This is a genomic window from Mycobacterium sp. NPDC051804 (genome assembly GCF_044452905.1).
Classification (GTDB): domain Bacteria; phylum Actinomycetota; class Actinomycetes; order Mycobacteriales; family Mycobacteriaceae; genus Mycobacterium.
The window spans coordinates 438647-457950 of the sequence record NZ_JBITCD010000001.1 but is presented as its reverse complement, the minus strand read 5'-3'; the positions used below and the strand labels follow the sequence as shown (position 1 = coordinate 457950).

Below are 19304 nucleotides of genomic sequence, written 5' to 3'. Positions count from 1 at the left end.
GTGAAGCGAGGACTCTTAGCATGCGGTCAACCGGCACGATGGAACGGATGGACGTTTTGGTGGTCGGCGCTGGACCGGCCGGAATGGCTTTGGCCGGCGCGTGCCGCAGCGCCGGGTTGGCAACGGGGTTGCTCGACCCGGCTCCACAGCGGCCGTGGATGGCGACCTACGGCATGTGGAGCCGCGAACTGCCCGCCGCTCTACCCGCGTCGGTCGTCGCGGCGCGTGCCGCCGGACGCGCGATCGCGGTGACCGACCACGAACTGGGCTGGGAGTACGCCGTCTTGGACGTTCCCGCTCTGCACTCCCACCTCAGCGATCGGCTGACCGGGGTGGAGATTCGGGTCGGGCGAGCCGTGGGATCGCCGGAGCGCGGAGTGGTTGCCCTGGCCGACGGCTCATGCATCCGGGCGTCCGTCGTTGTCGACGCGGCCGGACGATGGCGGCCACTCACCGCCGCCAAGAGGCGCCGCATCCCGGCCGAGCAGACGGCGTACGGACTGGTGCTCGACGAGGACGCGGTGGCGTCGATGGTCGACCCGCGTGCGGCCTTGTTCATGGATTGGCGCTCCGACCATGGAGATACCGGTTGGCCCACGTTTCTCTACGTGATTCCACTGGGCGAGGGCAAGGTGTTAGTGGAAGAGACCTCGTTGGCACGGCGGCCCGGGCTTTCGCTGGCGACCCTGCGGCGGAGATTGCATGCCCGGCTCGAACGCCGTGGCGTCGCCATCCCGAAAAATATTCAGGATGAGAAGGTTTCGTTCAGAGTCGACGATCCGCGCCACGACGGTGCCGGCGTGTTGGGTTTCGGCGCGGCCGCACCGCTCATCCACCCGGCCACCGGATACAGTCTGGCCGCGTCGTTTCGCCTCGCGCCGCAGGTGGCCAGCGCGATCGCCGCACACCTGCCCGACCCCGACCGGGCGCTGGAGGCGGCGCACAGGACCGTGTGGTCGCCGTCGGCAAAGGCGATTCACCGCTTCCGCCGTATTGGGTTGGAGGCGCTCCTGAGCATGCCGCCCAGCGAAGTGCCCAATTTCTTCGAGCGGTTCTTCACCCTTCCCGAAGAGCACCGGTGGACGTATCTCACTGCGCGTGAAGACATCCCCGGCACGGCGTCGGCGATGAGTCGACTTTTCCGGCTGTCCGACTGGGGGCTGCGTCGCCATCTCGTCGCGTCGGCGGTGCGCCGACCGCTGAGGACCAACGACGTGGACTGAACTACCGACGCCGTCCTAGTTATGCGACGGAGGTGCCCACCGGGTCGCCGTCCACGGCCCACCGGCTGAACTGGGGGCATCCGCACAACGTGCAACCGGACCGTTTGTGGTCGCCGCCGGGGCAGCCGCACTGGCAGACGCTGTTCATTCGGGCAACGGAGACGAGCACACGATCGATCACTGCGCTCTCCTTCGGACCCGGACGACGAATCATGCACGGCATGAATCGCTGCTTAGATGCCCTGCGACGCGCGTGGCCAAACCGCGCCGCATATGACATGCCTCACACGGCCGTCCGTTGCCCGAACCGCGCTTGAAGTGGGCGAAGTCTGGAAATACTGCGCTCGTGAAGCGTGGCATCGGACGATTGGTGTTCGTCCTCATCGTTCTACTTGCGGGCAGCACCCTTGCATCCGCTCCTGCTGTCGCGACAGAACTCGGTGACTACCTCTGGAAAAGTCGGCCATTGCTGCTGTTCGCACCGAGCGAGAGCGATCCCCGGCTCGTCGGGACCGTGGACCGGATAGAGGCGAGTCAGTGCGAAATCGTCGACCGCGACGTGGTGATCGGCGTGGTGGTGACCGAGGGCACCAGCACGCTCGATGGTCAGGCCATCGACGCCGACGAGTCACAGCGACTGATGAAGCGGTTCGCGATCGCGGAGAACGCGTTCACAGTGTTGCTGATTGGGAAAGACGGCGGCGAGAAGCTGCGAGTTGACGAGGTCCCAGACCTTGGAGCGATCTACTCCGTGATCGACGGTATGCCCATGCGCAACCGCGAGGCCAGCAGCGGTCCGAGCCGGTGTTGACGGTGAAGCACCGACTGGTGGGCATCCCGTCCGTGTGCGCGGCGCTGATGATTGTGGCCTGCGGAGTCGCCGGGACTGCGGGGTCTGAAGAGCCCAACGTCGTTCTCGTCAAACTCGCCGATCCCAGCGAAGTCGCCGGCTGGACGACGGTCAACGATCCCGTCATGGGCGGCAAGTCAACGGCCAGAATCGACTTCGGCAATGGTGGACTCGTGTTCTCCGGCAATATTTCACTGGAGAACAACGGCGGTTTCGCCTCGGCCCGCGGCCCGCAGGACGCCGATATCGGACGACGAGCAACAGGCGCGACCTCGATAGGCGTGCGCGCCCTCGGCGACGGCAAGACGTACCTATTGAAGGTGAGGGCTGCGGGTCAGCCGTGGTCCTACATTCAGCGATTCGCCACCGAGGCCGGGGTGACACGGAGTTACGAGCTACCTGTTGAGAACTTCGAGCCGGTGGGCATGCGCCTCGACCCGGCACCTGATGCGCCGCCAACGATGGACCCGTCACGCATCAGCGAGGTAGCGGTCTACATCCTCGACAAACAGCAGGGCCCGTTCGAACTCACCCTCAACGAGATCAGCGCCACAACCTGAGGCGCTCTCGTCCAGGTTGATTCAACGCCAGTAATTGGTCAAACACCTGGGCTCAGGAGGCCAGCCGCTTTGAGCAGTTCGGTGAACGCATCGCGGAACGCGTTAGTGAGTTCGTGCCCATCGCGAAATATGTTGGCGTCGGCCAGCACCGCCACACTCAACTGATCGACATAACTCCATACGGTCATATTGAGCGCTGCACCGGCTGCTAGCGGTCCTACCGAGTAGAACTCGGTCACCACGGCACCGGCGGCGTTGAGGCTCGCGCGGGGGCCACGGACGTTGGACACGATGAGATTGAACAGCTTATTGGGGGCCTCGCGTCGTGACATCCAGCGAAACGTGGCCCGGGTGACGGCCGGCGGCACGAACTCCAGCCACTGACTCACCAGAGTCGGGCCGAGTAGTTGGTGGTCCTCCTTCGCGATGTGTGTGGAAGTGCGGATGAGCCGCAGCCGCTCCATCGGATCCTCGGCCTGAACCGGTAGCGAGACCAGCATGGTGGCCAACGCGTTGCCGCTGATCCTGTCCGGCGACGTGTCGGTGGCCGTGGGGACCGATGCGATCAGCGGCTCATCGGCGGGTTCGCCATGGTCGAGCAGTACGCGTCTCAAGGCGCCGGCCGCCGTCGTCAACACCAGATCGTTGATCGTGACTTCCAGCCTCTTGCTGAGGGCTTCAACGTCGCCGAGGGGCACGGCGGTGCTTACGAAAACCCTTGTGGCAGAAAGTTTGTGATTGAAGAACGTGGGTGGCGGCTTGAACTTGACGGCCAGTTGCGGATGCCGATCACGCTGCCTGGCCCGACGTTGCAGCCGATAGCCGCCAATCACTCCTGCCCGTACCGCGGAGGGTAGCGACCGCAGGCGGGCGAAGTGATCCCGCACCGCGAATCGCACGACTTCGGCAGACGTCGGTGGGGACGCGGTCGAGGTGGCGCGGGTCTCCACTGGTCCGGTGCCGAGCCCTTCCATCACCCGGGCCATTAGATTGGCCGAAGCGACGCCATCGGCGAGGACGTGATGCACCTTGCCGATCACTGCGACGCGCTGATCTGCCAAGCCTTCGGCGTAATAGAACTGCCACAGTGGGCGGCTGCGGTCGAGTGGTTCGCTGGCGATGGTGCTGATCACAGCGTCGAGTTGGCGTCGGTCGCCGGGCGCGGGCACCCTCACTCTCTGCAGGTGATAGTCGAGGTCGAGTTCCGCGTCCTCCCGCCAGATCGGGCGATGCAGACGCCAGGGGGTTTTCACCAACTGGTAGCGCAACGGCTCCAGAACATGCAGACCGGCGCGGAAGACTTCGCGGAAAGCGTCGAAGGTCGCCTCACCTTGGAAGCCCGTGGTGTCAACAACAGCCACCTTCAAGGTGTGCTGATGCACGTTCGGCGTCTCGCTGCTCAGCAGCAGTAGATCCCACCCGCTGAGTCGCTTCACCGCCGATCCTCCCCGCGCCCGCCGGCGTGTCCGCTACTTGGCCGAGCGTTTCGCAACGGGCGTCGATGGGAGTCGACGATGTACCGATTCGATCGCCAGTCGAAGTCCCGGCACGAAGGCGGCCGGCTGCAGGGTGCATCCCGCGTGGCCAGCCTCGACTGTCACCATCTCGGCGTCAGGAATGTGATCTGCCAGCCACTTCTGACGCTTGACACCGAATGCTCGATCCTTCGCCGTCACCAGAACCGATGTGGGCACGTCGATCTCGCCGACCCACGTCGTCGAATCAAATCGGATGACCTCCGCGATGGAGCGGATGATGCCCCCGAGTGATGTGGCGCGGAACTGACCCAACACCCACTGGTGGTCAGGGAACAAACCACTCGTCGCAGCCGCGGAGGGCTCGCAGCGGCGGGGCGCGGGGCCGACAGTTTCGATCACCGAGGCGAAGATGCCAGTCGCCAAGCGTTCGTAGCGAGCGCGGCCAACGGCTGCCGCAGCAGCGCACAGCACGAGGCCGTCAACCCGTTCGCGATGCCGTTTCCACACCAGTTGCGCGATGAGCGACCCCATGGAGTAGCCGACCGGCACGAAACTCGGGATGTTCAAGGCATCGGCGATTGCCGCAACATCATCAGCACAGTCCTCGAGCAGAACGCGAGGCGACGAGATGCCTTGCCCGTGGCACCGCTGGTCGAAAACCACAACGCGGCCGAACTCACGCACAACGTCCAGAGCGGGATACCACGTCATGAGCCCCGTGCAAGCCAGCGAGTGCAGCAGGAGGTACGTCGGGCCGTCCGAGGGGCCCGAGTCATAGACGTACGTGCTGCCGCGGTTGGGCAGATCGAGGACCTTTCCTTCCGGAATCTGGCCGACTGGTGCTAGCGCGGGCAGCTTCGGCAGCCGCGGGAGCGGGAGACCTCGGAGAGGCCGGAAACCATCGATGTCTCCATTCAAACACTGCGGAGATGACAAACGAGTTCATCGGGTGCAAACGTCGGTTTGCGGACAGCGCGCCGGTGGCCGCGGGCCGCTCGGCGCGGCTACACAGTTAACCCCAGTCCCATCGTTAACATCCTGCCCTGTAGCACTCAGTGAAGACTCTGATCCTTGGCTATCGCGCCCGGCTTCCCGGCGCGACGCATTGCGCTATGCGGCCGCTGCGTCGGTGGTAGTCGGGTTGGGTGCGGCCGCGGCGAATACCGGAAGTCCTACAGCAGCGGCCGCTGCTCCTCGACTGATCGACTTCGCCGCGCACCAAATCCCCGCGCACCACATCCGCGCCGCGGGATACGCCGGAGTGGTGAATTACGTATCGCTGTCACGTCCCGGCACGAACTTCGGAGCAAAGCCGATCACGCGGCGCTATGCGGAATCGCTGGTCAAAGCTGGGCTGGTGATCGTCAGCAATTACCAATACGGAAAGCCCGGCGGCTCCGCACCATCTGACTTCACCCGCGGGTTCGCCGGTGGTGTTGCCGACGCGCGGACCGCCTGGCAGCTACACACCGCGGCCGGTGGCGGCCGCAGCGCCCCGATTTTCTTCTCGATCGACGAGGACATCAGCCGGGACACGTGGACTAGCGTTGCGCTGCAATGGTTTCGGGGCATCAATAAGGTGCTCGGCGTGCAACGGACCGGCATCTACGCCGGTATTGAGGTATGCCACTGGGCCGCGGTCGATGGTGTGATCGGCAATTCCCGCACGCCCGGACGCGTGTGGGCGTGGCAGACCCGAGCCTGGTCCGGAAATCGCATCCACCCCAACGCAGTTCTCTACCAGCGCGTGGTGGCCACCGCGTCGAATCCCGGTCCGTTGGTCGGCGGATACGAGGTCGATGTCAATGACGTTCTGGCCCAAGATTGTGGCCAGTGGAATCTGCATCCATGAGGCGGGTTCAGACTCCGGCGATGCCGGTGAGATTCCCGTCGGTCGCGATCACGATCCGGTGACCGCTCCCGTCCAGTTCGACCGCGCGGATGCGGCCCTCCAGGTCGCTGACGTAGGCGACGCCCGCGTCCTTATCCACCGCCAGGCCGATCGCTTCTCCGAATCCCCCTGCCAGGATGGTGATTTCGCCTCCACCTTCACCCAGGCCGGGGACGGTGGCGCGATTGAGAGTGTTTCCCGCAGGCGCTGCTCCACGATCGGTCCAGAAGATGACACCGTCCACTCGGTCCAACTCCACGTCGACGGGTTCAGGTAAGCCCGACCAGAGCACTTCGATATCGCGGTCGGCTGCCGTCTGACCGTCGGGAATTGTCAAGGAAGTACGCAGGATTCGTCCTTCGCCACCTTTCGGGGCTCCCTTCTGCGTCCAGTAGAGCAGCCCGTTGTGTTCGTCGACAGCGATGCCGACGCACTGATTGGCGGGCAGTCGACAGTCGGCGTCGTTGGTCGCGACGACCACTTCGTCACGCTGGTCGGAGCCATCGAGTCGCACGCTGCGGATCGAGGCTCCTTCCCGGTCGCTCCAGTACAGACGGCCCGATGACCATGCGCCGGCGAGTTGCTTGCCCGTGACGAAACTTCCCGGCGGGAGTAGGTAAGTGCGCTGTGTGCCGTCGATGGCGGCACGTTCGAGCGACCCGTCTTTTCCGTAGAAGTCCAAATTCTCTTCGGTGAGCGGAGCGTTGGCGTCCGCCACCGTCGGCGCGCCCATGTTGGTCCAGTAGATATTCCGGTGATGCGGGTCCACGACGATGCCATCGGGCATGTGCCCGAGTCCGGAAAGCAACACCGAGACTGGATCGTCTCCGTTCACCGGAACCTTGAGGATGGCTCCTTGGACCTGGTTCAACGCCAGTAGGTAGTCGAACACTTGCTCTCCTAATGCCGCTCTGCGCTAGAAGAATCCGCGAGCTTCCTCATCGCTGTGCTCCAGCCTGAACTAGGACTTCCCAGGTGCGCGGGGCGGCCGCGGCACGAAACGCGGTATCCGGTTGACCACCTCGGCGTAATTCGGTCGCCGCTCTATGCTTCGCTCCTCCATCATGGGGATGCTTGCACCGAGGAACATGGCGAGCATTGCGATCGCGCCGATGCCGAGCCACCACCAGTCCGCGGGCGCAGCGGCGATGCCGAAGAGGGCCAGCGACAGCCAGAAGCTGAACTCCCCGAAATAGTTCGGATGCCGGGACCAGCTCCACAATCCGCGGTCCATTACCTCGCCGGGCCGGGCAGCCGCCACAAATCGGTGCATTTGCAGGTCCGCGACGAACTCGATCGCGACCGCCGCGATGCCCACCACGAAGGCCGTCCAGGCCAGCCACGGGAGGCCCTGTCCCGGACGGGTCACTGCGACGTAGACCGGGATCATGCCCAGGAAAACCTGGAACGTGGGGATGAGATGAATGGCGAACAGGTCGGCGAAGAACTCCCAGCGACCCGCACTTGACTTGAACTTCGGGTAGCGCCAATCCTCATGGTGCAGACCGGGAAAGGCGTAGATCCAGTTACCGGTAAGTCGAATCGCCCACAACACAATGACGATTGCGATCAGCACCGACCGCAGGGTGTCGGGGTTGGTGGCGACGAGCCACCAGTAGAGCAGCAACAGCGGCGGTACCACGCTCCAATAGGCATCGTAGAAGCTGGAATTTTTGAACGCCCGACTGAACACGAAGATCACGCCGGTTGCGAGCACATCAGCGATAAAGGCATCCAACCAGGCCTTGCCGGTGGCAGGTCCCGCGACCAACCATGCCGCGCCGGCTCCGATCGCGATGACGTAGGCGACGGCGACGATCGTCAGCGATCGCGCTTTGGACAAGCGCCGGGTGTTCACCGCAGCGAGCTTAGTCTTGGCTGCGGCGCGGCTTCACCCAGCGCCACTGTCGAGTGGAACACTCCTGGGCGTCGGGCAAGCGATCTCGCACTGCCGCAACCACACCCGGCCACCAGTGCTCTTCGTAGTCATCCCCAGAGAGCCAACCACCCGGTGCCACCTTCGGGAGCCAGCCGTCGATGTCGGCGAGCACACTCTCGTACTCGTGCCGAGCATCGAGGTGTACCCAAGCCAGAGACCCGTCTGCGAAAAGCGTGGCGGCGGCCGGTGATGGGCTGACCAAGAGGTGTACGCGGTCGGCGTAGCCGCAGGCGATGACGTTGCGGTGCAGCTGGCCGGCGAGGGTTCCGCCGCCATCGGCGACAGCGGCGGCATGAGAGTCCTTGTCCGCGGTGCCCTCGCGTCCGCTTCCCTGGCAATAATCGACTCCGACCACGGTGAATTCGCGATTCGACTCGCTCACCACCTCTGCCAATGAACACAGACTGCGGCCGAGGTAGCAGCCGACCTCGACGAACGTGCTGCCCTCGGCGAAGGTCGCGGCGGCCTCCTCCTGTAGATCTCGCCAGCCAAACCAGCCGTGAATCTGCGACCAGTGCAATGTCGGCGAGCTCACGCGTTCAGGTCCTCTCTCGAGCCGAGCATTCGGCAACCATCCTCCAACGCTGCCGATGAGTTTGAGGTACCCGTCCGGTCCAAGTTAGTGACACTCGTGGAAAGGACACCGTCATGTCGGAGCTTCTCGTCGATTTCATCACCTCCCTCGACGGCTACGCGTCGGGAGAGGGCTGGCCCGGGTTCTGGGGACTCGAAGGCCCGGAGTACCTCGGGTGGCTCGGCGAGCAGCCCGAGGTGACCTACCTGATGGGAGCGAATACCTACCGCCTGATGTCGGGGTTCGCCGCCGGCCAGGTCCCGAGCGGCCAAGACGAGTTCAGGCCGGAAGAGGAGGAGTCCGTCGATGAGCTCACTCAAGCGTCCAAGGTGGTGTTCTCCTCGTCACTGGAGGAACCACTGACGTGGGCCAATTGCACGCTTGTCCGCGACGACGCCGTCGAGGCGGTCCGCGCCATGAAGTCGAGCGGCTCGGGACTGCTCAGCACGATCGGCAGCCTCAGCCTGTGCCGGTCCCTGCTACGGGCCGGACTCGTCGACCGCTTCCGGGTCGTGATGTTTCCGGTGATCACAGGGGCCACGGGCGAAGAGCGCATCTACGACGGCTATCCGGACGTCGCCCTGGAGATGATCGAGCACCGCACATTCGACAACAGCATCCAGCTGGTCGAGTACAAGCCGCGCGTGCTCGAGCACCCGCCGCTCGGCGCACCTGCATGATGTCGCCTCCTCAGAAGGCCACCGGACCTCACCCGTAGGCGTCGGCGTGCAATCCCTCTTGCACTAAAGTTAGTGCTACGCAGCACCTTTCGAGGAAATGGAATAATCGCGAGCACGTGTCGCGTCGCGGGAGCTTGTCGATCCTCGTTGCAAAGTTCCAGTTCAATGGCCTCCGCAGGCGTCTAGCGACACGGCCGTGCCCGTGTCTCTCCACTGCGAACGAATTCGGGACGCTCGGACCTTGCTCTCAGAGTTTAGTTGTCGCGCTTTACCTCTGAGATCTGCAATTGGGCGTGGCCGCTGCGAGTCGCGTTGGCGCGTGCGGTTCGAAACACGAAGGAAGGGCTCACAAGCCGAGTCGGCGGATCGATGAGATTCGAGACTCTGAAGAACTGGGTGAGGACTGTCGTATCTTTAGCGCAGGCAGCGATCATCCAATCGCCGTACCAGTTGGTCAGCCGGGTCAAGGGCGTACGTCGGCCTTGTACCTCGGGGAATCTCAGATCCGAACCACTACCTAAAGACCACGCTGTACCAATCGATTTCGCCGTTGCTCGGAAGTACCGTCGCGCGAGATCGGCCGAACCGCGCCGAAGGCAGTCCCTCAGAGCTACCGCGTCCATCGCTGCCACGGACATACCCTGGCCATAGATGGGGTTCAGGCTGCAAATCGCATCGCCACAGACCAGGAGGCCTTCCGGGAACCTTCGCAGCTTGTCATAACGCCGCCACTGGCTGTGCGGAATTCTGTGCCGAACCACTTCACCGACCGGTTCTCCAGCTGATATCGCCGTACCCACGTGTGCGGGCGCATAATCCTGCGCGAAGGCCAGCATCCCCGCGAGCTCGCCTGGTGGTTCCTGTCCAGTCATGCCGAACACTGTGAAGATCCACATGTCGTGCTCATAGGCAGCCAGGAACATCCCTCTGGGCCGGTCGGGAACCGGGCTGATCACGGTGATCAGCTCTCGGATCGTGGCCGCGGGAATTCGCAGTGCTTGGCTCGCATAGGTCGTGCGGACGACGATGCGATCTTCGGGGGGTCGCTCGTACCCGAGGCTTTCTAAGAAGACCGGGGTGCGCGCGGCACGGCCGGTGGCGTCCATGATCACATCGGCCGCCATGTCGCGTTCGATGCCACTGCCCCGCTCAGCGACCCGCACTCCCGTGACTCGTCGACGATCCTCTGTTGCGATCAACTCAGCTACGTCGAGGCCGCCTTTGATGGTGACGTTGGGCATCATCGCCAGACGGCGCCGGACATGAAATTCCAGGAACGGGCGACTGGCCTGGTACGAGCTGTCGCGTGCAGGATCGAAATTCTTTCCTTGGCCGACGCGCGGCATGACGTGGCCGCCAAACGCCGAGTAGCACCGGGACAGATCCCCGTCGTCGAGGACTACAGCACCGCCGCTGCGCAATTCCTGCAGAATCCCAGGTAAGAACGAATTCAGCGCCTGCGCTCCCCCGCCGAGCAGGGCGTGGACGTGTCGGCCTTGGGGGACGCCACGCCGATTAGTGGGCTGGTCGGGCAAGTCGTCGCGGTCGACGATAGTGACCGTCTGAAAGTGGTTGGCGAGCACGCTCGCCGCTAGCAGGCCTCCCATGCTGGCACCTAGCACAACAGCGTGATGACCCAGCATTGGCATGACCGAACCCCCGTCAGCTAAGGCCTGCACCAGTACTCGCGACTGTCCACCGTAGGGGTCGTTCCCGTCAAATCTGCTACCAGCCGAAATCAGTCGATGGCGACACAGACAGTTCAGTGTTCGAGCGCGTAGTTGAAGCTCTCTGATTTGTCATGCGCACCTCCGGTCGGACAGCTGCCCTGTTTCTCGAAGCCTCCGAAGAACATTGCGTAACAGTGGCGACACCAGCGCCATTCCGATTGATATGAGCTACCTGTTGGTGGCCACAACACCCACAATCCGTAGTTCGGCGAACCCGACGCATGACCACCCCCAGCAGGGCAACTTCCGTTGTCGTCGAAGCCGTCGTAATACAGCCCGCGGCAGTCGGAGCAGATCCGCCAGTTGTCCTGCGCTACAACGCTCCCCGAAGGCCCTACCGTCACGTAGTCGCCAAGTAGTTGAGCGTCTTGTAAGAAGAAGTTCAGGCCAACAGCCTCATGGCCGCCACCCTCGGTACAGTGGCCCTTACCTTGCTCGGCGTCCCAAAACAACCCAAAGCACTTGCCGCAGAAGCGCCAATCAAAGAACAACTCGGCCATGCCACTCCTCCGGTTTGTTCGCCATCAGCGGGCGCACCTCTACGCCGTCGCGCTGGCTCCTCCGTCGCTGCCAGCGGAGACTTTCTCCGCGCAATTTCATGGAACCTAAGAAGCGTCGCACGGTGGAACGCGCCACGGCTGAGTAGTCGACTACGTCAATTGTCGGAGCTGCAACTGCCCGACGGGGTCTGCTCGCATGATTGCGGCGGCGTCAGCATTAAGTCAGAGGGTTCCGAAGTGAGGGGACAGAGGGCATGAAGTAACCGCCGGCTCAACGCACTGCCTCACCGGGTGAAGTCTAAGCTTTCGCATCCGGCGGGAAGTATCACCGGATTCACCCGACTTCTCGCAGTGACGCGCATTGGGAGTTTGTTGATGCCCCCACCATGGCGCCGATGTTGTTCTCTGTAGAGATGCAACGAAGATTGACCGGACACGCCGGGCTACTTTGACAGTTCTCGTCGTGTCGCGGGAGTCTGTAAATTCTCGCTGCACGGCGCGGGCCCCTGCATAGTCTTTGGACACCGAGACCCTGCCGGGGGTGCTGGCTCGGCAGGCTCTCGATGATCCTGAGAGTGCCCAGTGACCAGAGTGCGTTATGTCCCTACTCGACCACGACCCACTTGCCCTTGATCCTGCGCTCTTCCATGTAGTTGATGCCGTGTGTGTCGAAATGGAAGCGCGCCGTGTTGTTGTAGGTGCAGGTGCCGCCGACGTAGCTGCCGGCAGCCCAGAAGGACTCCCACTTGCCACCACTCGCACCGCAATTGCCGCCCACGGTGTGCTCCATCGGCTTGGCGCTCGCTGTAGCTGCGGTGAATTCGATGACTGCCGGTGTCGCGAGGGCCGCCGACAAAAGTGCCGCAGCGGTCGCTCGTTTGAGCAGAGTGTGTTTCTTCATGATGGCTCTCTTTTGGTTGGTTGCTCGTCGGCGTGTTCCGGCGAGTCATTGACGGACCAACCTTGGCGACGCGCGGTTCGAAGAATGTTCGCCGATCGTGAAATTGACTGGTCAGCCCCCTTCGGATGCGCAGTCGTACCCGTCCAGAGTCGGTGCGTCCGGGCGGTCAGGCGCGCGTCAGAACAGGCGTCAATCAATGACATGAAATGGCGCCACCATGTCCACCACACGAGTTCGGTTCGCTCTGAACGTCGTCGACGTTGCCTCGGCGACCGCCTTCTTGATTGTTTTGATAACGCCTGGGCGATGACATCAGCAGAATGCCTCCATGCCGAGGTGGTTGAGATGTTCTTCGGCGCCGGGCTTTTCGATCAGCACCAGCTTCAACGCCTGCCTACTCTGACTGGACATCGGCGTGTCGTGAGAGCCTGTTGATCTCCGTTGCAAAAGTGCAGTTCAGGCCGCCCTTGACTTGGTCACCGCTTGCTCAGGCTTCGGCAGGACATCCATCCGACTCTCGCTCCCTGTCTTAGGTAAATGGTCGCCAGTCGGCATAAGGGAGCCATGCGCCCCCTGTCCTTTGAGGCTGATCTCTGACCAAACTTCAGGTCGTTGTACTCCGAACATATCCCGCCGCTCGCTTAGGCCTGTTTCGTCGCTACTTTCCGCGCTAACTCAAACAGCCTGAGCAACAGCCGATCCAGGCTGCCACGCCAAACGCATTCGCTCATCAAATCTCTATACCATCGGCAGTTCGCCGCGTTCTTCGAGATCGCGCAGCAAGACCTCGGAACCGTTGTCAGCACGTAAGATTCGCGCACCTCCCGGCAGAGTCTTTGAGTAATCGACTGCTGCCATGGTCACACCCCTACGCCAACTGTCGAGATGCAGCGAAGATTGACAGGACTCGCCTGGGCATTTTCTCAAAACTTCGGTGTGCCGGGGACGCTTGCGAATCATCGTTGCAAACGCCAGCTCAGTGCTCTTGGTGTTTTCAGCCGGACCGCTTGGTCGCCGAAAGCCTGTCAGCATTCTGATGCCCCGTCGCCTGCATTCAGCTGGGCGTGGTCGCCGTGATATCGGGCGCAATTTCGAGCACCAGTAGCGCTGCGGCGACGTGTGTGGGGTTGTCTTCCACCTTGACCGCAGAGAGTTCATTGGCGCGCGAGACCCGGCGCTCGACAGTGTTTCGGTGTGCGTAGAGATTGGCCGCCGCCCGAGTGGTGTTGAAGCCGCTCTGCACGTAGGTCAGGAGCGCCTGCCGCAACGCTTCGTCTGCTTCGGCCAACGGACCCAGAGTCCTAGTGACGAACCTTTGTGCGCTGGCGCGGTCCTTCGTGAGGCTGTCGATGAGCTCGACGTCTGCGTACGCCGTGAAGCGTCGGTCGGATCCGAGCCGAATGATCATGGCTTGGGCCGCGAGGGCGTCTTGGTGACTGGACCTGAAGCCGTCGAGTCCTCGTCCCGGCCTTCCGACGGCTGCTCGAACATCCTCCGCCTTGGCCACGAGCTTCTCGACGTGATGGAGGTCAGGTGTTTCGGCCCCGGATAGCCAGATCCAACGTGAGGTGGCACTTGCACGAGCTACGAGGGCGCTTCCCCTCGTCGCGGCGGAACGCACCGCCGCGACCACCGGGTCCAATGTGCCGGTTCGCTCAGGATCGTCGGTCCACAGGACGAGGCCGACGTGCGAGCGGGCCAACCGGTACCTCAACCGGCCTTCCGCGAGGTCCTCGTTGACAGGGGCCCCACTGGTAATCAGCTGTATCAGCGCAATCGCGTCGGCATTTGCGTCACCCATCGCGGCCTCAAGGCTGGCCTCGCGCAAAGCCGAAACCGAGTCGAGGGCGTACTGCACCATCGACTTCGCCGACACGTCGAGAACCTCTACAAGGAGGTCGGGGTTGGTGCAGTGCACCACGCATTCTTCGAGCCATCGACGCCATCCGACCCCGAGTGCCTCGCGCCATCCGCCCGCGAAATCCGGTGCGATGCCGCGGGATACGAGATCACGGATGTACTCCGTTATCCTCGGGCCGATGTAGGGCTCGACCCTTCGTCCCGGTTGCTGGATGTTCGACGTGAGCCACTGAACAAGATCGGAGCGGTTGAGGTGGCGGTCCTCCTCTACGAGCGATGCATCCGGAAGCAGGGCAGGGTCGTACTGCGCCATGAGGGCGGCCCCCGCGATGGTGTCGGTCAAGGTGTCCGTGTCCGTCAAGAGTCGTTGGCTCACTGACCGGATCGCCTCAGCGACCTCGAGGGTCGGCAGAGGCCACAGTTCCTCCATGTCGACAGTGTCCCCTGATCCTGCGAAGGCGGAAACCGTTACACGTAGGCGCTTTCTTCGGCATGGAGTCGCTAGGCGATTTCGACATGATTTCCTCCTTCGCCCACGCGATCCGCGTGTTGCGAGATGTATTGGGTGATCGGATCGACCAGAGCCTGCGGAATATGATGGCCCATGCCGGGGATGACCACGTGTTGTGCCGAGCGGATCGTCTTGGCAGTTGCGGTGCCACCGCTGGGGTTCACCATCAGGTCCCGATCACCATTGATGACCAAGGTGGGAGCTGTGATCTTGCTCAGCTGGGCACTGCGATCACCGGAGATCTGGATCGCCTGAATCTGGCGTGCAACCCCGGCGGCGGGGTCCCCGGCGCAGCGATCCCAACCACGCGCTGCGATGGCGGCTTCCTCGGCGTCGTCGATAGGGTACGCCGTTCCGGCGATGTGCCGCGTGATCTGCAGGTGGTTGCGCACGGCTGCAGTTCTGGTTTTGGCCGGCGAAGCGAGGAGCAGTCGCATCGTCGACAGCGCGGGCTGGCCGACATTGCGCGCGCCGGTGGTCGAGAAGATGGATGTCAGGGACAGCACTCGCTCGGGTTCGGTCGCGGCGATCGTCTGCGCGATCATTCCGCCCATAGATCGTCCGACGAGGTGAACCTGCCCAATCCCGAGATGGTCGAGTACGCCGACACATTCGGAGGCCATGTCCGCGAGCGAGTAGGCGTCGCTGCGGGGGCGCGCGATCACCTGGCGCCACAGCGGGGGTGCCGGAGTAGTCGCGAACGTGGATTGGCCGACATCCCGGTTATCCATGCGGATGACCCGAAAACCCTGGCCGACAAGCGATCCGACGAACGTATCGGTCCAGAAGGCGAGGTCCTCCCCGAGTCCCGCGATGAGCAGGATGGCGGGATCGGCCTTATCTCCCGACTGGCGGAAGCAGATCGTAACTCCGGATGAGAGGGTTGCGTACTGGTCTGAGTCAGACATTGGCGTGCACCTGCTCGCTGACGCCGAACTCGAGGTGCTCGTCGGCAACTGGACCGTGCAAGGCCTTTGCGTCTTCCTGGTAAGACATCGCCATCCGCCACGGCGCTGTCGGTCCCTGCTTGGGCAATACCTTCGCGCCACGCTTGGCGTAGCCGGATTGGAGATCCATCACTGGTCTGGGCTCCATTCCCGGAATCGCAACCGGGACGGCGCGGTCGTACCCGTGGACATCCATGTGCTTGACCAGGTCGATGAAGTACCGGCACATCAGACTCACCTTGAGAGTCCAGGATGATGTCGTGTAGCCAATGGCCATCGCCCAGTTCGGGATTCCACTCAGGAGCATCCCGCGATACGCGTACGACTGAGTGATGTCGATCTCGCGCCCGTCCACCACGATCGGCATTCCGTCGAAGAGCCGCATGTTCAGTCCGGTCGCGGTCACGATGATGTCGGCGTCGAGTTTCTCGCCCGACTTCAGCACAATTCCGCGGTTGCTGAATCTCGCGATCGAATCAGTGACGACGGACGCGTTGCCGGAGCAGATCGCGTCGAAGAAGTCACCGTCGGGCGCAGCGCACAGCCGCTGGTCCCATGGGTTGTAGGGCGGGTTGAAGTGCTTGTCGACGTCGAAACCCTTTGGGAGTCGCTTGATGTTCTCGCGGCGGATCAGCCTTCGCCCGGCGCGCGGGAACATCCGAAGCCCCTTGACGATCCCGCGTTCGATCCAAATGTTCTTGAACCGCGTCACGGCGTATCCGCGCTTGGCGCCGAGGAGTTTCGTGAGTGCAACGGCGAGACGGTCGACACGGGGAATCGGCATGATGTAGGTCGGAGTGCGCTGCAGCATCGTCACGTGTTGGGCCGCTCCAGCGCCAGTCAACATCGCCGGCACCATCGTGACCGCAGTCGCGCCACTGCCGATGATGACGATCTTCTTGCCGCGGTAGTCGAGCTTCTCCGGCCAGTGCTGGGGATGCACCACCAGGCCTTCGAAGTCGTCGCGGCCGGCAAACTCCGGCGAGAAACCCTCGTCGTACCGGTAGTAGCCGGTGGCCGCGAACACCCATCCGGTGCGGAATGTCTTTGTGACGGTCGAACCCGTTGCCGGGTCAGTTGTTTCAACGCTGAGGGTCCACTTCGAACTCTCGGATGACCATTCCGAGCGCACGACCCGGTGCCGGAACTTGATGAGACGCGCCAGGCTGTTCTCGTCAACCGTTTCCTGGAGGTACTCCCGGATCAGGTGTGCGTCAGCGATCGCCGACTCGTGACGCCACGGCTTGAACTCGTAACCGAAGGTGTGCAGGTCGGAGTCGGAGCGGATGCCCGGGTAGCGGAAGAGATCCCACGTGCCGCCGATGTTGTCGCGGCTCTCCAGCACGATGAGGGACTTGTGTGGGAGCTCGCGGCTGAAATACGTTGCCGCACCAATCCCCGAGATTCCCGCTCCGATGATGACGACGTCGAATTCCTCAGACGCGCTCAACACTTCAGCTGTCATGCTGCCAACTCCTCATAGTTCCCATCGTGGTGATTCCACTTTCACCAGCGAGCCCCTCGGGACACAACAACACCGCGCACCCGCTTCGGCGGGACCAGGTGCAGGGTGCACCGTCACGGTCCGAAAGGGTGCACGATGCACTCGTTTTGTCCAGTGCAGGTGCGTAAAGCCGTTGTGACCGAAGCTATGGCTGTTGAAGGTAGATCGAGCCGGCGCGGCGTTTGAGCCGCGGCCTGAAATAACAAGGGAGCCAGGGCAATGAAGGACGTCTTCTTTCTGATGGCCGATATCTGGATGATATTCGTCGGCTTCTACTACGGATCGAAGTTCATCCGCAGCTACGGCAACTACCTGCTCGGTCTCGAGTGGATGGTTGTCGCGACCTCGGGCAGCAACTTCCTGCTATGGGCATTGCTCGGCGGCGGAGAGGACAGCGTCCTGTACGACCTGGCGTACTTCTTCGACGCGTTCTCACGGTCGATCGGCATCACGCTCATCCTCGTCATGGGTCTGGCGGCTGTCACCCATCGGTACAAACCAACCGCGGCCGTTGACGTTGGGGTGTTCGGGCTCGCCATCGCGGGTGGGCTTTACCTGCGTCAATTTCACGACGAGACGCTCCACGTCGTGCCGGCAACGTTCTACGTCGTGGTCAACCTGCTCACTGCGCTGTTCCTGGCCTACTTCACCAAGAGGCTCTGGGAGATCGGCGCCAAACGGGTAGCCATCTGGACCGGTTTGGTCACTATCGCGGCAACGACCATCGCGATCACCTATGACTTCTTTCCTTTTCCCTTCGACGACGAGAACCGTACGTTCTTCTACACCGCGGCGCTGGCGACATGGGGCACACAGGGGTTCATCTACTTCTTCGCATACCGCGTGCTACATGCCTACAACCGGGCGGCGGATTCGCAGCGGACCCAGAAAACGAGTGCAATGCCTTGAGTATCGACGACGTCGACTACAGCACATCAAGCGGGTGGCTCGGCGACAAGTCGTCCGGCTTCTGACGGTCTCGCACGCTTTTTCGGCAGGGAGTTCTGTGAACTTCGTTCGTGCCGTGGATGATCCGCATCGCGTGCATCCCGACGAACATTGAGACCAGCGGACGTGCTGCAAGTGCTGCCTGCACCGGCCAGCAGAGTCGTCGCCGCTAGTAGCGCCAGCACGTACGCAGCTGCCCGACGACGTTGCGCGCGCGGCGACGAAGAAGGCGCCCACAGCCCGCGATGTTCAACACATTCGACGGGGTTTGGGCGCCCTTCTCTGAGTTGTACTCGTCGGTCAGAGATCGAGGTAGTCCGCGAGCTCGCTGTAGTCGACCTGCCAAAGTCCCGGAGAGCCGGTCGGGTACTGCGAGCGGAATCCGATGAGGCTCTGAACGCGGGGCGGGAGCGATCGTGCAAGTTCGCGGTCGACGAGAAACGGGTAGGCCTCCTCGCCTACCAAGAAACCCGGGTTGAGTGCGAAGCTGACGGCACGGCGGTACTCGTCGGAGGTGCGGTTCGCGCCGCCACCGTGGGCGGTCTTGCCGCTGAAGAACAGCGCGTCGCCAGCGTTCATCTCGGCCGGAACGGTCTGCTCAGGCGTGCCGCGGTCCTCGAAGTCATCCCACTTGTGGCTACCCGGGATCACTCGGGTGGCGCCGTTTTCCTCGGTGAAGTCGGTCAGGGCGATCAGGAAGTTGACGGTCACCTCGGGTCCTGCGGGCCCCATTCCGACGAACGGAAACCAGTTCTCTAGGTCGCGGTGAAGCACCTGGGCGGCGTTACCCGGACCGATCTCGATCACCTGAGCCGTCGTCATCCAGTAGGTTCCCGATTCTTCGAGAAACACCCCGTCGGCCAGTGCATGAACGAGGTCGTGATCAATAACATCGCGGCGGAACGTCTCGCTTCGGGTGACCAAGTTGGTGAGGCGCTTGGTGTTCCGGCCGTGAAATTCCGCGACGATTTCGTTGTCGTGCTTGGAACCGGGATTCAGCTCCCGCAGGGCCGGGTCGATCTCGGCGTCGAATCGTGCGACTTGATCCGGCGTGAGAAGTCGCTCAATGATGACGCCGCCATCCTCGCGGACGATCGACAGAATCTCGTCGATCGGAGCCTTACTGGCGATCGTGCGTAGTTTCGCGGTGGCAGTTGCAGACATGGCGGCGACACTTCCTTGCTGTGGTCGGTGTGATCCGGGACTCC

18 protein-coding genes are annotated in these 19304 nt (G+C 62.9%); 6 read left to right on the top strand and 12 right to left on the bottom strand.

What is annotated here, in order from left to right:
• The first annotated feature begins 20 nt into the window (after positions 1–20).
• The 3 genes from ACIA48_RS02200 (at position 21) to ACIA48_RS02190 (ending at position 2633) form a co-directional block, all read left to right on the top strand.
• A complete protein-coding gene (locus tag ACIA48_RS02200) occupies positions 21–1223 on the top strand; it encodes a lycopene cyclase family protein (protein WP_396727189.1) in 1203 nt (400 codons plus the stop codon).
• A gap of 346 nt (positions 1224–1569) precedes the next feature.
• Complete coding sequence (locus ACIA48_RS02195) at positions 1570–2034, top strand: DUF4174 domain-containing protein (RefSeq protein WP_396727187.1); 465 nt, start codon at positions 1570–1572, stop codon at positions 2032–2034.
• Between the two features lie 2 nt (positions 2035–2036).
• Positions 2037–2633 (top strand): CIA30 family protein, encoded by a 597-nt coding sequence (locus ACIA48_RS02190; RefSeq protein WP_396727186.1) that lies wholly within the window; start codon positions 2037–2039, stop codon positions 2631–2633.
• 38 nt (positions 2634–2671) lie between these two features.
• Here the strand turns inward: ACIA48_RS02190 and ACIA48_RS02185 are convergent, their stop codons facing one another.
• Complete coding sequence (locus ACIA48_RS02185; RefSeq protein WP_396727184.1) at positions 2672–4069, bottom strand: wax ester/triacylglycerol synthase family O-acyltransferase; 1398 nt, start codon at positions 4067–4069, stop codon at positions 2672–2674.
• Between the two features lie 33 nt (positions 4070–4102).
• Positions 4103–4822: an alpha/beta fold hydrolase gene (locus ACIA48_RS02180; protein WP_396727182.1), complete on the bottom strand. Its 720-nt coding sequence runs from the start codon at positions 4820–4822 to the stop codon at positions 4103–4105.
• 394 nt (positions 4823–5216) lie between these two features.
• Here ACIA48_RS02180 and ACIA48_RS02175 point away from each other — a divergent pair, with 394 nt between their 5' ends.
• A complete protein-coding gene (locus tag ACIA48_RS02175) occupies positions 5217–5963 on the top strand; it encodes a DUF1906 domain-containing protein (RefSeq protein ID WP_396727180.1) in 747 nt (248 codons plus the stop codon).
• Positions 5964–5970: 7 nt separating this feature from the next.
• Here the strand turns inward: ACIA48_RS02175 and ACIA48_RS02170 are convergent, their stop codons facing one another.
• From ACIA48_RS02170 to ACIA48_RS02160, 3 genes are all read right to left on the bottom strand, one after another.
• Positions 5971–6894 carry a hypothetical protein gene (locus ACIA48_RS02170; protein ID WP_396727178.1) on the bottom strand — a complete coding sequence of 308 codons (924 nt, stop codon included), beginning with the start codon at positions 6892–6894 and terminating at the stop codon, positions 5971–5973.
• 69 nt (positions 6895–6963) lie between these two features.
• A complete protein-coding gene (locus tag ACIA48_RS02165; protein ID WP_396727176.1) occupies positions 6964–7860 on the bottom strand; it encodes a DUF1295 domain-containing protein in 897 nt (298 codons plus the stop codon).
• Between the two features lie 10 nt (positions 7861–7870).
• On the bottom strand, positions 7871–8476 hold the full coding sequence (locus tag ACIA48_RS02160) for a class I SAM-dependent methyltransferase (RefSeq protein ID WP_396727174.1): 606 nt from the start codon (positions 8474–8476) through the stop codon (positions 7871–7873).
• 113 nt (positions 8477–8589) lie between these two features.
• Here ACIA48_RS02160 and ACIA48_RS02155 point away from each other — a divergent pair, with 113 nt between their 5' ends.
• Complete coding sequence (locus ACIA48_RS02155) at positions 8590–9195, top strand: dihydrofolate reductase family protein (protein ID WP_396727172.1); 606 nt, start codon at positions 8590–8592, stop codon at positions 9193–9195.
• 254 nt (positions 9196–9449) lie between these two features.
• On the opposite strand, the gene ACIA48_RS02150 is transcribed toward ACIA48_RS02155, so the two are convergent.
• From ACIA48_RS02150 to ACIA48_RS02125, 6 genes are all read right to left on the bottom strand, one after another.
• Positions 9450–10802, bottom strand: a complete 1353-nt coding sequence (locus tag ACIA48_RS02150) for an NAD(P)/FAD-dependent oxidoreductase (RefSeq protein WP_396727170.1) — start codon at positions 10800–10802, stop codon at positions 9450–9452.
• Positions 10803–10957: 155 nt separating this feature from the next.
• Entirely contained in the window at positions 10958–11425 is a 468-nt protein-coding gene (locus ACIA48_RS02145; RefSeq protein ID WP_396727168.1) for a hypothetical protein, read from the bottom strand.
• A gap of 604 nt (positions 11426–12029) precedes the next feature.
• The gene (locus tag ACIA48_RS02140; protein ID WP_396727166.1) at positions 12030–12326 is read right to left on the bottom strand and encodes a hypothetical protein; all 297 of its coding nucleotides are present in this window, start codon (positions 12324–12326) and stop codon (positions 12030–12032) included.
• 1054 nt (positions 12327–13380) lie between these two features.
• On the bottom strand, positions 13381–14616 hold the full coding sequence (locus tag ACIA48_RS02135) for a PucR family transcriptional regulator (RefSeq protein ID WP_396727164.1): 1236 nt from the start codon (positions 14614–14616) through the stop codon (positions 13381–13383).
• Between the two features lie 71 nt (positions 14617–14687).
• Positions 14688–15605, bottom strand: coding sequence for an alpha/beta fold hydrolase (locus ACIA48_RS02130; protein WP_396727162.1), 918 nt, complete (start codon positions 15603–15605; stop codon positions 14688–14690).
• Positions 15598–17109: a flavin-containing monooxygenase gene (locus ACIA48_RS02125; protein WP_396727160.1), complete on the bottom strand. Its 1512-nt coding sequence runs from the start codon at positions 17107–17109 to the stop codon at positions 15598–15600. Before ACIA48_RS02125 ends, ACIA48_RS02130 begins: the two co-directional genes overlap by 8 nt.
• Before the next feature lie 258 nt (positions 17110–17367).
• Here ACIA48_RS02125 and ACIA48_RS02120 point away from each other — a divergent pair, with 258 nt between their 5' ends.
• Positions 17368–18057, top strand: coding sequence for a transporter (locus tag ACIA48_RS02120; protein ID WP_396727158.1), 690 nt, complete (start codon positions 17368–17370; stop codon positions 18055–18057).
• A 339-nt stretch (positions 18058–18396) separates the two neighbouring features.
• On the opposite strand, the gene ACIA48_RS02115 is transcribed toward ACIA48_RS02120, so the two are convergent.
• The gene (locus ACIA48_RS02115; protein ID WP_396727156.1) at positions 18397–19260 is read right to left on the bottom strand and encodes a phytanoyl-CoA dioxygenase family protein; all 864 of its coding nucleotides are present in this window, start codon (positions 19258–19260) and stop codon (positions 18397–18399) included.
• Positions 19261–19304 lie beyond the last annotated feature (44 nt).

Coding starts and splice junctions, on each gene's coding strand:
- ACIA48_RS02115 (WP_396727156.1), bottom strand. CDS start 19,260: ATGTCTGCAACTGCCACCGCGAAACTACGCACGATCGCCAGTAAGGCT.
- ACIA48_RS02145 (WP_396727168.1), bottom strand. CDS start 11,425: ATGGCCGAGTTGTTCTTTGATTGGCGCTTCTGCGGCAAGTGCTTTGGG.
- ACIA48_RS02130 (WP_396727162.1), bottom strand. CDS start 15,605: ATGTCTGACTCAGACCAGTACGCAACCCTCTCATCCGGAGTTACGATC.
- ACIA48_RS02125 (WP_396727160.1), bottom strand. CDS start 17,109: ATGACAGCTGAAGTGTTGAGCGCGTCTGAGGAATTCGACGTCGTCATC.
- ACIA48_RS02135 (WP_396727164.1), bottom strand. CDS start 14,616: ATGGAGGAACTGTGGCCTCTGCCGACCCTCGAGGTCGCTGAGGCGATC.
- ACIA48_RS02120 (WP_396727158.1), top strand. CDS start 17,368: ATGAAGGACGTCTTCTTTCTGATGGCCGATATCTGGATGATATTCGTC.
- ACIA48_RS02150 (WP_396727170.1), bottom strand. CDS start 10,802: ATGGGAGGCCTGCTAGCGGCGAGCGTGCTCGCCAACCACTTTCAGACG.
- ACIA48_RS02155 (WP_396727172.1), top strand. CDS start 8,590: ATGTCGGAGCTTCTCGTCGATTTCATCACCTCCCTCGACGGCTACGCG.
- ACIA48_RS02140 (WP_396727166.1), bottom strand. CDS start 12,326: ATGAAGAAACACACTCTGCTCAAACGAGCGACCGCTGCGGCACTTTTG.
- ACIA48_RS02200 (WP_396727189.1), top strand. CDS start 21: ATGCGGTCAACCGGCACGATGGAACGGATGGACGTTTTGGTGGTCGGC.
- ACIA48_RS02180 (WP_396727182.1), bottom strand. CDS start 4,822: ATGACGTGGTATCCCGCTCTGGACGTTGTGCGTGAGTTCGGCCGCGTT.